Consider the following 15083-nt stretch of genomic DNA (forward strand, 5'->3'; position numbering starts at 1 on the left):
ATCTCCATACTCATTACTTTCTAATATTAATTCACCGTCTTTAAGAAAATTAGCTATGAGCTTTAAATCTTCTTTCTCTTGCCCTAATATAATTATAGCTTTATTACTCCTATCAATAATAGATTCATATTTCTCATTATCTTTATTAATTAAGTCGATAAAATTTTTATCCTTTACATATTGGATATAAAATGTTCCATTTCTGCTTCCTTTATTTCTTCTTTTTTCAACATCATTATATCCCTCATATTTTCTGCTTTATTGTGTTCAATATTATTTGTTATTTCAAACGAATTTTGATTTAGGAGTGTGTTTGTATCGGTTGAGTTGCATTGTTGTTGTCATTTAGTATTTGAAATAGTACTATCTACTATTTCCGTATGTTCTTGTTTTTTAAATTTATCATTTAAACGTTTTACATAAACGGTATAATTGTACATAATTAATCCGTTTCTTAGTTGTTATTTATTTAATAATCTTAACTCAAAAAATTTCAATTTAGTTAATAAATTAATTAATTTAACTAAAAATATCACAATTTAGATGTTACGATATTTAAATATACTGAAAGATGATTTTTATTGCATATATGATAAGAATAAGTTTTATTATAAATGAATATTAATAATAAAACTTATGGTTATGAGAAATAATAAAAACCAAATGTATATTATAAAAATTTTTATAGCCCTAGCTATGATTACGGGCATAATATTTTTATGTTTATTGTATTCTTCATTAACTCCGTCTAAGCTTAAGATTGGTGCGAAAACTAGTAATATGGACGATTCGCCTAAAATTAAGTTTACTCTTATAGATCAAGAAGGAAAGAAATTTGATAGTACCCATTTGCAAGGTCATTTAAGTTTGATTTATTTTGGTACTACCTATTCCTTATATGACAATCAAACACTAAAAAGAGTAGAAGATATTATTAAGATTTTGAAGAAAGAGAATATTTTAGTACAAGTAGTTTTTATTACTCTAGATTCTGAGCATGATACAAGTGAAGTATTAAAAAAATATTTAGAAAAAATAGATGATAATTTTATAGGTTTAACAGGGAGAGCCCAAGATGTTGAACAATTAGCAGATCAATTTAAGGTCTTCTATACATCCAAAATATTTGATGTAAAAACAAACAAATATGAATTACAACATTCTAATTTTGTGTATTTAATTAGCAGTCAGGGAAAATTTTTAAAGCATTATTACTTAGGCTTACCGAAAAATGGTTAACAGATAATCTCTAAGCATTGCCTATTTGTGATGAGAAATGTATTTCATCAATGCCTAAGTGTTTTAATGCATTATGCCATTTACTTTCAGGATTATCGGCAAAAATAAATTCTTTATTACAATCCATAACCAGCCATAGATTTGTCTCTAATTCTTCTTCAAGCTGCCCTGGTTTCCATGCTGTATAACCGACAATGAATAAGCTATTTTTAGGTCCTTTACCGCAAGCTATATCTTCTGAAATTTCTAAATTAGAGCTTACTGCTAAATCATTATGGAAATCCAATAACAAGTTTTTATTATAATCGTTAGAATGAAGAAAAAACCCTTTTTCATGTTCTACGGGTCCGCCAAGATATATAGGAACCATAACCGGGGTTGTTATTTTGTCATTTTTTATTTTAAAAAACGATTTTAAATCTATATGATTTACTAAGTGGTTAAATATTAATCCTATTGCTCCTTCTTCCGTGTGTGATAACATATAAATTAAGGATTTATGGTAAATGCCTTTTGTAATTACATGCGGTGTAGCAACTAGTGTTTTACCGGATAAGTTATGAAAAATTTTATCGCCCATAAATTAAACTTTAATTATATAATATATAAGATTTAAACCCAATTATTCAATAGAAGTTAACAATAATGATCACATTTTTTGATATTACTATTTTTGCTATTATTACTCTTTTCTCATTTTTCGGCTTATATCAAGGCATAATCGGGTTTACAACTAGAATACTCGGTTTTATTACTTCTATAATGTTAGGATATTTTTTATATCCATATATTTCTGACCTAATCGGGAAATATATGGATAATGAGGTTATAAGAATAATTATTGCCGGTGTTATATCTTATGTTATTGCTTTAATTTTATGTGTTTTTATAGTTTATAAATTTCTTGCTATAATTTCATTTATGAGAAACGGTTTTATTGACAGATTCTTAGGGCTATTAGCAGGATTTGCCGTAGGTACTACTATCTCGTTAGTACTATTTTTTATAACAATGATCTTTACTTCTGAAAACTATTTTAAAAGTAAATCTTTAAAAGATTTTGTAGTAAGTAGCAAACAGAGCAAATATGGAGGAGTACTGAAAGTGGCCGTTACCACTGATTATTTAGATGAATTAAGTAAAAATATTATAGTTATAATTCCAAACGAGACTTTAAAATCTATTGAAATATTTGAAAATAAAGACCTAAATAATTTCAAAAACTCTCTTAAGAAATCGAATGATTCTAACGATGATGAGGATGTATTTTCTCGAGAATTACAAGATGAGCTTTGTAATATAGATGATGAATAGGATGTTATTTTGACGTCATTGCGAGGAAATTACGACATTAATTGTGCGAATTGAAAAACACACTCGGTGTCATCCCGTGGTCAAACCACGGGGATGACAACGGAAAACTGATCCACACGGGCAATGCCTGCTCGTAATGATGATTACCTACCAAACAAACACCATAACCCCTACCTTTCATTAAACCAGCCTATTTCCCTTAAATTTCATAAATCACGCCATCGTAAATAATTAATAAATATTAACTAATAGTAAATTTATTCATTAATTATTGTGTGTTGTAAATAAACAGTGTATAATGACCGATAAGTTAAGTAGTAAAATCATTAAAAGCAATAAGTTATAGGGGAAATTATAACTAATAAGAACAAAATTTTTTTTAATAAACTTTTACTAGCAACCAGTAGTATTATTGGGCTGCTTGCAAGCATGGGAGGCTTTGCAGCGGATATTATTCCCGGCGGGAAATCCATCTTCTAATATAGGTACGATGAATGATTGAAGATATAATCACAACTGTTATCTTCCACAAGATAATGACAATATTATTATCGCAGAAAATAACCATATGGTTAATTTTGCCCAAAAATTAATATTATTAATATTAATCTTTATGGTTTTAATGGGGTATTTACTATTATTGAAGGCAATCCAACTACAAGAGTTAGTATTAACAATATAACTAACGTTGACAATCTCTAAACTCAAAGGGCAGTTCAAAATGCTTTAGGAGCACCTCTTGCATATGGCGCCAATAATAATGCAAAAGCAAAGCTAAAGCTTATAAGCAGTAATGGAACAGGTTCTGAGCTAACCATTACCGGTAATGATATTAGTGCCGTTGAATCTATTAAGCTTGTATTTAAAGAAAAAGTTGATATGAAACATCGCAACGGCAGTGTAATAGATACAGGGAATTTAGAGTTTATAAGTTTTGGGAAGGTAAGGGTTAATAAAGGTTTTACCGGTAATATTACTAATACTAAAACTATGAGAGGAGAGGTAACTTTCGTAAAGATTCCTGATATTTATGAAATCGGCTCACAAACCAAACAAGTTTCTAAAGTGATGTTTGAAGGTAATCATGAACACAAATTGCATAATGATATTCATTCTAGACAAACTAATTTTGATTCGGGAACTTATAATATTTGCACGCAGGACATTACAATTAACGGTAACGTTAATGGCTCGACATTCGATCTTAGACGTAACGTAATTCTTACCGGTGATGTAGTACTTGAAGGTAATATTACTATAAATGCTTTAGGAGAAAGCGATATAGTTTTTCAAAATCTTCCTACGGTATTCGGTACAAATATTGTGATTAATATTAATAGGGTTCACACGGCGAATGATGTAGCCGCCCTATCAATTTTGAGGATGAGTAATGGAGATGGATTTGTTCCTAATGGATATACTTATACTGCAGCAAACCGGTACAGGTGTGAATAATATGTATGTCGCTGGTAAGTCCGGTAACTTAACTACAGGGATTGCAGGCATAAAATTAACCGCTCCTAAGAGATTATCAAACGATACTCAAAATAGTACCGGGACTACATGCTTCTGTAGAAAATAGCTTTAGCAATAAGCAACCTAAGGTGAAAGCTAGATTTATTTGGGCAGATAATTACTTTGAGAACACTACAAGTAGCAGCACACCGAAAGTCGGCTATAATGTAGGTGCAAGTTTACTTACCGCTCATTAGAATATTGAGCTATTTGCAACGTATAACTGTAATTTACACAGCAAATATACTAGCCACTAAAGGTTCATAAAGTTAAAGATATTGTTCTAAAAATATCATTCCTGTGTGGGATACCAAATCGTCATTGTGAGCAGCCGTAGGCTGCGTGGCAATCTCATGAAATAATAACAAACTCCTGAGATTGCTTCGTCAAATTACTTTGTAATTTTCCTTGCAATGACGAAAAAACAATATCTACGCAGCAATGCCTCATCGCCTTGTGAATTCCTTGCTCTTTTTGAAGTTAATCTTCGTCTACCATTCTTCATTTCACATCAGTATACTCATAATTCCCTAACCGGTTTTAGTACTAACTTTTTGTTACTAAAGATATTGATTTTAGAAAAGAAATTACTTTTTGGCTTTTTAAAATCACGTTGATAATTTTCACCGGTGATAGCATTATAGCTAGTAATTAAAGAAGGTATAACCTCGTTATAATATATTTTATAAAGGTCATGCATAGTTTCTTTGGTAGTTAAATATCCCCATTTTACGGTTTGTTGCGGTACTCTTGCTAAGGCTTCAATGCAGGCTATCGCTTCTTCAATTTCAGGGTTTTTATTTTTATACACGTCAGCTGCCGGTGATAAATTAGCTTGCATATCTTTAAACATAGCATCAATCATTAATGCCATATATTCATCGGTTTTAAATTTTCTTACAAATATTAGATTATTCCTACTGCTATAATTTAGAAGCTGAAATTTATATATAAAAATCATGAATTTTATAGCATAAACTTTTAAGCCGCTAACTTTATTTGCATTATAAAATTTAAGTTTCGTTTCATAATCTAATTGCTTTTTCATACCTGCTTTAAGGAGCTTACTCAGCAAATTATGACAATGTATTATGTCATTTTTTCTAGCAATTCGTACTTTATCGGTAGCTTTAGTACCGGAAAAATTAGCCGAATGGCGAGTTATTTGCCTGCCTTTATCATCTCTCTTTATATCGGCAAAATGCCCAAGCTCTTGGGCTGCGATAATCTGAAGTCTTGCTGCCGCAGCAAAGCCGTTGCCGTAAGTCGGATGATCTTTATTGTTTTCAGCAAAAGGATTACCGCCGCATGAAACAAAAATAGCTACGTCCTTGCCGTTAGTGCTTTGCATACCGCTATTACCGCCTACTCGTTGCCAGCTAACCATATCCATCATATCGCCGATATTATGTGAGTAGGTAAGAAATACTTCCGTCTTATTAAGAAGAAGCCACCTTATTACGATCGGATGAGCCGACTGAACAAAAATACGTGCTAGCATTTCGGTTACTTCTTTCTTAACCGGCTGTAGCTTTTGTATTTGCTTTTTTAAATTATCGAAAATTGATTTTATTTTCTGATCTGAAGCGGAATTTTTGTATAAATTTTGAAAAAGCTTGGTAGTTTCAGGGATTAAATGCGGGCTTGTTAGCTCTTCTTGACTAACCATTAAGCTTATATTAAGAGCAGGTTCGGTAAACCTTGCAAAATTGCAGCAATCATCGGTATCTATCCGTAATTTACCGGACTTAATTAATTGCATAGCCAAATGCTCATACTCTATTTCCATGTCCTGCTTATAAATAGCAGGAACACGGTCAAGAATGTGATATATGCTAGTCATTTTAAAAATTTAGTGGTTATTTTCTACATTACTTGTTGGTAGTACATCATCATTTTCGTCTATATTTAAAAGTATGAGCTCTAAGTTAATACAAGCTCAGGTTCATTAGGTACGTGCTTCGGTTTAGGTTCTTCTTCAAATATGAGGTTTACAACAATATCTACCTTAGGGAATACTGTATCAAAGCAATCTTTAAAAAATTTATTTGACGATTTTAACTTTATTGCATCTAATGCTTTTTGTCTACCATCTTTATTTTTAATACATATGTTAATTGCCTCTCTCCTAAAAAATAAATGAGGATAATCATCGAAAATTTTTGTAATTAGCTCCGGCTGTTGCTCGCTAAAATATTTGAGACATACCTTATTACCATATCTAAATATTTTATATGCTAAGAATAAGACAAAACAACCTTGTTCTTCTTCAGTAAATTTATCAGCAAAATATTTTTGATTAAGAAAATCTTCAACTCCTCTTCTGATACCGGTTGAAGAAATCGCTATTTTTTTAAAGTGGTTTTGAGCAATCAACCGAAAAGCAAGATATCTTTATACTTCGCAGCTGTCCGCTTTTTGCTTTCTCAGTTATTATTTCAGATTCAGGTACTTGCTTTTCCATTTGCCATAAATCGTACTCTACATTGCCGGAAGTAGTTTTCTTTATATCATTCCATGATGTGCTTAATCCTTCTTTTGTAGTAGTTAAAATTTGATTTAACAACGATTTAGAACTCTTTAATATATCCTCTGCATGATGATCCATATAACTAATCAAAGAAATAGAATCTTGAAACGCTAATTTTTCCATAGGATTACTATTCATTTCTTTGATATTATTTGGTATCATAACGAAAAAATTTATTGTGCATTGGCAATTTAGTCGTAAAGAAATTACTGAAATCTGTCTCATTATTTTTTTGATTTCTACACTCCTTAAATTAGCAAAAAGTAAAGCTAATCTCTGTAGATCTTGTCCTACAGGTACGGTTATATCAGATTGTTTATTAATCATTTTACAAAATTTAGTAAGTACATCTACTAGCTTTTTTCCTTAGAGTTAAACATATTATCACCGGCATCATGCAGAACTGCTATTAGAGCAGTGGCAATAGAATTTAAAAAACCGGACGCTGCTATGTCGCCAAGATAACAAACCCATTTTATAAGAGAAGAGGCACTCACACGTTAAATGCCCTGCATCAGGAACTACTAGACCGCTACTTACAGCACTAGCAGCAATACATACATTGTTGTAAAGCCATATTAAAACATTTATAATATTCTTCTAATTTAGGGTTAATGATTTTCAATTCTTTAATTTGGTTGTTTATATCTGCAGTATACCCAACATTTGCAGATTGTAACATTTTTTTATGTCTGCAATTGCTTGCGCATGTCGAGCTATATCGTGGTCATGTTTAGCTATTATGCTTATTAATGCATTTAATGTTTGACTCACTTCTATTATATCATGCGAATCTTTATTATTAAACGAAGTTACTTGACTACTATCTCTCGATAACATCGGTGAATTATTAGTTTTATTAAGTTCTGGAGTTATTCGACTGAGAATTTCCTGAAATTCTTCCTCATTCTCTGGACAAGATATATATATTTGTTAAGTACAGTACCAGCTTCGCTTAATTTGCCTGCTTTATAAAAAGCTTTTCCTAATAAAATATCAGTATCTTATAGAGCTGTTTGTCGTAATGAAGCTACTGCCTTAAGGTAAAGGTCTGTTTGTTCAACATTATTATAATACTCTCCCCAACACAAGTAAGTGATGTCTTCGTAATAATAGATATGTAGAAAACCTTTATATTGTTTAATTTAAGGTAAATATATTAAGTGCTTCTTTATATTCATTTTTACTTAAAAATTCTCTTCCTTTAGAGATTAATTGGTTTACGATCTCTTTCATATTCTAATCTATTATTAGTTAATTGTTTAAATCATATTATGGCCGCTGTTGATAGAAATAGTCTCACCTGTGATAAATCCGGCATTTTTATCAACTAAAAATGCCACGGCTCTAGCTATTTCTTCCGGCTGTCCTAGTCTTTTTTTGGGGATACTATTAACGATTTTAACAAGCACGTCTTCGGGTACTGCTCCTACCATTTCGGTTGCAATATACCCTGGAGCTATACAGTTAATGGTGATATTTTTAGAAGTAGTTTCACGGGCAAGGGCCTTAGTAAAGCTGATAATTCCAGCTTTAGCAGCAGAGTAATTAGTCTGCCCAACCTGTTTTGCTTGAGCATTAATTGAACTGATATTTATTATACGACCGTAATCTTGGTTTCGTATCTGCTCCATTACGCTACTAGACATATTAAAGCAAGAATTGAGATTAATGTTAATCACATCATTCCAATCTTGATGACTTGTTCTATGTAGCATTTTATCTTTGGTAATACCGGCATTATTTACAAAAATACTTACCGGTTTTTTAAACTCCTCTTCAATTTCCTTTACTGCTTTTCTACATTCTTCAAAATCCGCAATATTCCAGCGTTTGGTTTTTATACCGTATTTTTCTTCTATTTCTTTAGCAGTGTCGTAATTGCTGAAAAAATTAGCAACTACCGGTAAGACCCTTATTTTTTAATTCTAAAGCGGTAGTTTTACCTATTCTTCTAATACCACCTGTTACAATTGTAAGTTCTGACATTATTTCTCCATACCTATATTTTGACTTTTATTAAATTTAACCGGTGGGGTTATACTTAGTTTAAGCTGTGATACCGATTTAGTTAACGGTTTAACAACTTTCCTATCACTGCGTATTGCGATAGATTCTCTAGGGTGATTTTTTTCATATTCTGCATCTATCTTTTATCCATTTTTTTTTGTCTGCAATTTTATTAGTTTTAGCAGTTAATGCCATTATAGCAGCAAGTGTTTCTTTTCTACTTTTTGGAATGACTCTTTTATTTTCTTTTTTATAGTGCCGTAACAACCTATTGTTGCACCGCCTGCATAAATACTACATCTTTACCGCTGGCACACATTGTGCATATTTCTTCCTGAGGTAAATTTATTAAACTAGTGGTTTTAGTTTCTTGTTTATTTTGTCTTATTTTCGCTGTTAAATTACTTAAGACATCTGATATATTTAGATTAATATTTTCTTTATCAAAAGATATAAAAGGAAGTTTTGTCTCGAAGGATACTCTAAAAGGAATATCTGCTTGTTCAATATTTTTTCTTAATGTTACAGCTTTTTTTAATATTTCTTTTTCCTGATCCGTTAAATTTGCATTGTTAATTGTTTCTGCTGCATTTCCTTTAGGTTTATTTATCCTAAAAAAATGTTCAAATTTGCTTCTCGGTTTAATATGTGCTGTTAATTCATCAATTCCTTTTTCAGTCGGTAAATTTTTTGCTATTTTGTTTAAAGTATCACTCACTCCTGCAAAGTTATTTGTTACTCCTATAAGCCTAAATAAATTAAGAGGAGTATTAGTATTTTTCCCACCGACATTTTCCATAGATTTTTTTGTCTGATCAGCAATTGTGGGATCATTGCTAGCTCCTATAGGACCTGAGTTTAATGTATTAGTATGAAGAATAACGCCGTCTTCAAGCCATTCTTGAGCTTGGCGTGCATTTAATTTGGTAATTTTTTGTCTAGAATCTATATCATTTGAAATCGAAGCTAATGTACCTGCATGTTTAGATGTAAGCAATGTTTCAAAATTTTTACCGTCTTTGTTGGTTATTGCCCCAATTTTCTCAAAGGCGTTTTTCATGCCAACAATTTGTCGTAACTGGGTTGGGATAACATGCCTACCGTTTTAAATTGTATCAGTATACTGATCAACAAGCTTCCTCTCGCATGCAGGCATTACATTATACCAGTTTTTACCGTCTCTATTTTGATATTCTTGCTTTTGTTCTTCTGTCAAGTCTTTAAAAGCTACTTCCGCTTCAACTACAATATGCTCTTTTCCCTCATCATTGATGACTTTTGACAAAGTGACTATATTACAATGCTCATCATTGAAATTTTGAAAATCTTTAGCAACATTTAATTTTTTATAAGCATTTTTAATATCATTTTTTCCTAGCAATTCAGCAACACTGTCAATTTCAGCTTGCCTATTTTTGATATGTTTTCTTGTGATTTTTCCATATTCAAAGCATTAAAACTATTAATAAATTTTACTGTTTTTTTATTTAATTTCAGCACAAGCTCAGGTTTATTTTTGCCCTTTGCTATGTTTATCGCTCCTCTGATAGCATTTAAATATTGCATTTCAAAAGCTTTAGTGCCTAAAACAATTTTTTCGTTGGGATTGTTACGACCGTCACGTATTAATATTGGAGTTTCACCGTTTTTTCCTTCAATTTTCGCTCTATTTGTTTCTAAAGTAACGCCTACTCCGGGTGTGGTTAAAAATTCTTTTGTATGATTTAATAAAAACTCCTTATCGTTATCAAATTGTTTTTTTTATGATGAAAGCATTATAAAATTCTATATATAGTTGTACATCTCTTGTTATTTTAATTAAAAATTATTATATAAAAATAGTCTAGTTAAAAATATTTAACTTTATTAATTAAAATATATTATTTATATGAATATTGATAAATTTACTGCACATGCTAAATCAGTGATAGCTAGTAGCCAATCACTTGCTGCTAAAAATGATCATCAGCAAATATTACCTTTGCATTTATTATCTAGTCTTTTAAGTGAAGAAACAGGTATAATTCAAACCCTTATTAATAATACTGGCGGTAATATAAACTTATTAAAAGATCAAGTTCAGCTAGAACTAAATAAAATCCCAAAAGTTCAGGTTGAGGGAGGGGGACAAGTTTATTCTTCTGCTGAAGCTCTTAAAGTTTTAGAAAAAGCTAGTAGCATTGCTAAAGACAGTGGGGATAGCTTTGTAACCATAGAGCGTATATTTGAAGCATTAACGTATGATAATACTATAGCCGGTAAAATTTTAACGAATAATGGAATTAATAATAAAAAAATAGCAACAGCTATTGTACAGTTTCGTAAAGGCAAAAAAGCAGATACCGAATCGGCAGAAAATAGTTACGATGCTTTAAAGAAATACGGCAGAGACGTAACAGAGCTTGCCGAAAGCGGTAAGCTTGATCCGATAATCGGACGTGATGAAGAAATAAGAAGAACGGTGCAGGTACTATCACGACGTATGAAAAATAATCCTGTATTGATTGGAGAACCTGGAGTCGGTAAAACTGCTATAATAGAGGGGCTTGCACAACGAATATTTAGTAAGGACGTACCTGAATCGCTTATTAATTGCCGTATTATTGAGCTTGATATGGGAGCTTTAATAGCGGGAGCTAAATATCGAGGCGAATTTGAAGAACGTCTTAAAGCAGTGCTTAGCGAAATCAAAGAATCAAGCGGTGAAATTATTTTATTTATCGATGAATTGCATCTATTAGTCGGTACGGGAAAAACCGACGGTGCTATGGATGCCTCGAATTTACTAAAGCCGATGCTTGCTCGTGGTGAGCTGCATTGTATCGGTGCTACTACTCTAGATGAATATCGTAAATATATCGAGAAAGATGCGGCACTTGCTCGTCGTTTTCAGCCTGTTTACGTGAGTGAGCCGACGGTTGAGGATACTATATCAATACTTAGAGGAATTAAAGAAAAATATGAGCTGCATCATGCAGTGCGAATTTCCGATAGTGCAATAGTTGCAGCAGCGACGTTATCAAACCGTTATATTACCGATCGTTATTTACCTGATAAAGCTATTGATTTGATTGATGAAGCTTGTAGCCGTATGAAAATAGAGCTATCAAGTAAACCAGAAGAGCTTGATGAGCTGGACCGTCGTATTATTCAGATAAAAGTAGAGCTTGCAGCACTTAAAAAAGAAAATGACGAGCATTCTAAAAAGAAAATAGAGCATTTAACTACAGCATTAGAAAAATTAGAGTCTCAATCCTATGATATGGGAGCTAAATGGCAAGCTGAAAAGTCTAAACTACAGCAAACACAAAAGCTCAAAGAAGAACTAGACCGTAGCCGAAACGAGCTTGAACGTGCCGAACGTGATGCTAATCTCGCTAAAGCTAGTGAGCTAAAATACGGAATTATACCTGAGATTATGAAAAAGATTCAGGAAGCCGAAAGTAAGGATAATAAAGGGCTGTTAAAAGAAATTGTATCGGAAAGCGATATAGCAAGTATTATCTTTCGTATTACTGGTATTCCAATTGATACGATGCTATCAAGTGAACGTGAGCGTCTGCTTGTGATGGAGCAGAAATTACGAGAATCGGTAATAGGGCAGGATAAGGCAATTAAAGGTGTTAGTGATGCGGTAAGAAGATCACGTGCAGGGATTCAAGATATTAACCGCCCGCTTGGTTCGTTCTTATTCTTAGGACCGACCGGAGTCGGTAAAACCGAGCTTACCAAAGCCTTAGCTGGTTTTCTTTTTGATGACCGTAATGCAATACTTCGTATAGATATGTCGGAATATATGGAGAAGCACGCTATTTCTCGCCTGATAGGAGCTCCTCCCGGCTATATCGGATATGATCAAGGCGGAGTGTTGACGGAGGCAGTAAGACGCCGTCCTTATCAGGTAATATTATTTGATGAGGTTGAAAAAGCCCATCCCGACATATTTAATATTATGCTGCAAATATTTGATGAGGGAAGATTAACAGATAGTCAAGGTATAACGGTTGATTTTAAGAATACTATAATAGTTTTAACGTCTAATTTAGGTGCTGAGATACTCGTTAATCAGAAAGAGGACGAAGATACATATAAAGTAAAGGATGAGGTTATGGAATATGTAAAAGCAGTATTTAAACCTGAGTTTTTAAACAGACTAGACGAGATTATATTATTCCATCGCCTAAATCGTAATAATATTCATGATATAGTTAAGATACAGCTTGAAAGTTTAAAGAAAATTTTACTAGCACAAAATATTATTCTTGAATTTGATGAATCTGCATTAAATTATTTAGCCGAAAAAGGTTATGATCCAAGCTTTGGAGCAAGACCCTTAAAACGTCTTATCCAGCGGGAAATACAAAATAATTTAGCCAAAATGATTTTAGCAGGCGAAATAAGTAGCGGTAAAACGGTTAAAATAAATTCAAAGGATAAAGAATTGAAGGTAACAATGAGTTGATTAATTTTTTCCGAATAACGAATTATCGCATAATCCACTATTCTTGTTAAAGGCACTGTTTAATAATTATTGATTTTGTCATTGCGAGCTATTAAAAGATTTGTTACATAGCTCAAAAAACGCGTTTGATGTCATTCCTGCAGGAGCGGGAATGACACAAAACGAAAATTCTATAAATTAGTATTAATAATATTCAATTTCAGCTAATGTTATACTTTCAGTACCTGATAATTTATAATAATCACTACTAGTAGAGTTAGGAATTTGTAAGTCAAATAATAGTGCGTTTTCTTCTTTATACGGATCAACTAAGTAAGAATTTGTAATATCTGTAACTATTGGTGATAAATAGGTTGTTGTTTCAATAAGCTTATCAATAGCATTCTGTCCGTCTTTTAATATTTTATCGACTAGTTTTTTATCTTTATAAAAAGTATTTACGGCCCCTATTAAGGCTGTTGATATATCATATATAATAACACCGTTTTTAATTATATTGGTTATATTAGCGTCTAATGTTGCTGTTTTAGAAAAAATTAAAGAAATAACAGTAGGATATTTATTAACTACATTAGGTAGTTCTAAAAAAGTATTTACAGCTGAATAGGCAGAATTGGTTGCTTCTGAAAAACAATAAAATGCTTTATATATGTTTTCATAATTGCTATTGCTCATAAACTTACCTCTTTTTTATATATGTAATTGCCATGTTTCATGGTAATTACATATCATACTACTAAATTAAGAAGTGTCAATATTAAAAAATTATATTTCTTCTTAGAGGATATTAGTAAATAAAATTTATTTACTAATATCCTCTAAACTCCACCTAGCTTTTGGACAGAAATTCAAAGGAGTAAATAACTTATTATTGTAACGCTCAAGTCCTGCATATGCAATCATTGCAGCATTATCGGTGCATAAGTGGATAGGTGGATAAATAAGCCGATAACCATATGTTTTAGCACAGCTACTTAATATTTTTTGTAAATATTTATTAGCAGCGACACCGCCGGCAATAACTATATTCTTCTTATCAAAATTATTTGTTATTTGTTCGTATGCTCTAATAGCATCTTGTACCTTACTACTTAGAATTTCTCCTATAGTAAATTGAAAACTTGCTGCTATATCATTGATTACAGTGTCATTAATTTCCTTTAAATTCATTATTAAAGTACGCACGGCAGTTTTAAGTCCTGAAAAGGACATATTGCAATTACCGCTGTTAATTATAGGTTTTGGAAATTTATATTTATGAGGATCGCCAAGTTTTGCTCTTTTCTCAATTTCAGGTCCTCCGGGAAAAGCTAAGTTTAGCATTTTCGCTACCTTGTCAAAGGCTTCGCCTACAGCATCATCTATAGTAGATCCTAGTATTTTATATTTTCCGAGACCTAAAACTGCTACAAATTGGCAATGTCCGCCCGAAGCTAACAAGAGTAAATAAGGATAAGGAATATTATCGGTTAGTCTTGCAGTTAAAGCATGACCTTCTAAATGATTAATTGCAATAAAGGGTGTTTTTAAAGCACTGCTTAGTGATCTTGCAAACATTGAGCCAACTATAACACCGCCGATTAAACCTGGACCGGAAGTTGCAGCAATTGTACTAATGTCCGTTAATTTAGTGTTGCTTTCTTTTAAAACATTTTTTAATGCTTTATCTAGATGCGATAAGTGAGAACGTGCAGCAATTTCAGGTACTACCCCTCCAAAAACTGCATGTTCTGTATTTTGTGAAATGATTATATTAGATAAGATTTCTCGATTTTTGGTGATTATAGAAACAGCTGTATCATCACAGCTTGATTCTATACCTAAAATTTTTATCATTCAAATTGAAACTAATTAGAGGAGTTGTTAAGTAAAAAATGATAGTTTGCGTCATTGTGAGAAGGTGTTGTCCACGTGGATACCGATGTCATTCCCGCGTAGGCGGGCATGACATAACAGGATCCATGTGACAACACCAACACCCGCTTGCAATCACGATATCTATCTTTATTTAAT

13 protein-coding genes and 5 pseudogenes are annotated in these 15083 nt (G+C 32.1%); 6 read left to right on the plus strand and 12 right to left on the minus strand.

Going from position 1 to position 15083, the window contains the following annotated elements; all coding sequences use genetic code 11:
* The first annotated feature begins 642 nt into the window (after nt 1-642).
* Nucleotides 643-1239 carry an SCO family protein gene (locus ABVF33_RS04765; protein WP_499706468.1) on the plus strand — a complete coding sequence of 199 codons (597 nt, stop codon included), beginning with the start codon at nt 643-645 and terminating at the stop codon, nt 1237-1239.
* A 10-nt stretch (nt 1240-1249) separates the two neighbouring features.
* Here the strand turns inward: ABVF33_RS04765 and ABVF33_RS04770 are convergent, their stop codons facing one another.
* Nucleotides 1250-1819, minus strand: a complete 570-nt coding sequence (locus ABVF33_RS04770) for a YqgE/AlgH family protein (RefSeq protein ID WP_499706469.1) — start codon at nt 1817-1819, stop codon at nt 1250-1252.
* 65 nt (nt 1820-1884) lie between these two features.
* Here ABVF33_RS04770 and ABVF33_RS04775 point away from each other — a divergent pair, with 65 nt between their 5' ends.
* The 3 genes and pseudogenes from ABVF33_RS04775 (at nt 1885) to ABVF33_RS04785 (ending at nt 4325) form a co-directional block, all read left to right on the plus strand.
* Complete coding sequence (locus ABVF33_RS04775) at nt 1885-2553, plus strand: CvpA family protein (RefSeq protein ID WP_499706470.1); 669 nt, start codon at nt 1885-1887, stop codon at nt 2551-2553.
* A 568-nt stretch (nt 2554-3121) separates the two neighbouring features.
* Nucleotides 3122-4008: pseudogene (locus ABVF33_RS04780) on the plus strand (hypothetical protein).
* Nucleotides 3965-4325: pseudogene (locus ABVF33_RS04785) on the plus strand (autotransporter domain-containing protein). The pseudogenes ABVF33_RS04780 and ABVF33_RS04785 overlap by 44 nt, the downstream one beginning before the upstream one ends.
* 263 nt (nt 4326-4588) lie before the next feature.
* Here the strand turns inward: ABVF33_RS04785 and ABVF33_RS04790 are convergent.
* The 9 genes and pseudogenes from ABVF33_RS04790 to ABVF33_RS04830 form a co-directional block, all read right to left on the minus strand.
* On the minus strand, nt 4589-5911 hold the full coding sequence (locus ABVF33_RS04790; RefSeq protein WP_010976735.1) for a DUF2748 family protein: 1323 nt from the start codon (nt 5909-5911) through the stop codon (nt 4589-4591).
* A 9-nt stretch (nt 5912-5920) separates the two neighbouring features.
* A pseudogene (locus ABVF33_RS04795) lies at nt 5921-6444 on the minus strand (hypothetical protein).
* Nucleotides 6422-6925 carry a hypothetical protein gene (locus ABVF33_RS04800; RefSeq protein WP_499706471.1) on the minus strand — a complete coding sequence of 168 codons (504 nt, stop codon included), beginning with the start codon at nt 6923-6925 and terminating at the stop codon, nt 6422-6424. Before ABVF33_RS04800 ends, ABVF33_RS04795 begins: the two are co-directional and overlap by 23 nt.
* Before the next feature lie 26 nt (nt 6926-6951).
* Nucleotides 6952-7095, minus strand: coding sequence for a hypothetical protein (locus ABVF33_RS04805; protein ID WP_499706472.1), 144 nt, complete (start codon nt 7093-7095; stop codon nt 6952-6954).
* Between the two features lie 145 nt (nt 7096-7240).
* Nucleotides 7241-7438, minus strand: coding sequence for a hypothetical protein (locus tag ABVF33_RS04810; protein WP_499706473.1), 198 nt, complete (start codon nt 7436-7438; stop codon nt 7241-7243).
* Nucleotides 7439-7470: 32 nt separating this feature from the next.
* A pseudogene (locus tag ABVF33_RS04815) lies at nt 7471-7689 on the minus strand (hypothetical protein).
* Between the two features lie 171 nt (nt 7690-7860).
* Nucleotides 7861-8587 (minus strand): annotated as a pseudogene (locus ABVF33_RS04820) (SDR family oxidoreductase).
* A gap of 289 nt (nt 8588-8876) precedes the next feature.
* Entirely contained in the window at nt 8877-9668 is a 792-nt protein-coding gene (locus ABVF33_RS04825) for a hypothetical protein (RefSeq protein WP_499706474.1), read from the minus strand.
* A gap of 45 nt (nt 9669-9713) precedes the next feature.
* Nucleotides 9714-9989, minus strand: coding sequence for a hypothetical protein (locus tag ABVF33_RS04830; RefSeq protein ID WP_499706475.1), 276 nt, complete (start codon nt 9987-9989; stop codon nt 9714-9716).
* A 39-nt stretch (nt 9990-10028) separates the two neighbouring features.
* On the opposite strand from ABVF33_RS04830, the gene ABVF33_RS04835 reads away from it, so the two are divergent.
* Complete coding sequence (locus ABVF33_RS04835; protein ID WP_016925898.1) at nt 10029-10331, plus strand: hypothetical protein; 303 nt, start codon at nt 10029-10031, stop codon at nt 10329-10331.
* 165 nt (nt 10332-10496) lie between these two features.
* On the plus strand, nt 10497-13070 hold the full coding sequence (clpB, locus tag ABVF33_RS04840; protein ID WP_499706476.1) for an ATP-dependent chaperone ClpB: 2574 nt from the start codon (nt 10497-10499) through the stop codon (nt 13068-13070).
* 183 nt (nt 13071-13253) lie between these two features.
* Here the strand turns inward: clpB and ABVF33_RS04845 are convergent, their stop codons facing one another.
* Both ABVF33_RS04845 and tsaD read right to left on the minus strand, forming a co-directional pair.
* Nucleotides 13254-13745 (minus strand): DUF5424 family protein, encoded by a 492-nt coding sequence (locus ABVF33_RS04845; RefSeq protein ID WP_499706477.1) that lies wholly within the window; start codon nt 13743-13745, stop codon nt 13254-13256.
* 126 nt (nt 13746-13871) lie between these two features.
* On the minus strand, nt 13872-14906 hold the full coding sequence (gene tsaD, locus ABVF33_RS04850; RefSeq protein WP_499706478.1) for a tRNA (adenosine(37)-N6)-threonylcarbamoyltransferase complex transferase subunit TsaD: 1035 nt from the start codon (nt 14904-14906) through the stop codon (nt 13872-13874).
* Nucleotides 14907-15083: the final 177 nt, after the last annotated feature.

Origin of the sequence: Candidatus Rickettsia barbarica (genome assembly GCF_041477405.1) — a bacterium.
GTDB lineage: Bacteria > Pseudomonadota > Alphaproteobacteria > Rickettsiales > Rickettsiaceae > Rickettsia > Rickettsia rickettsii.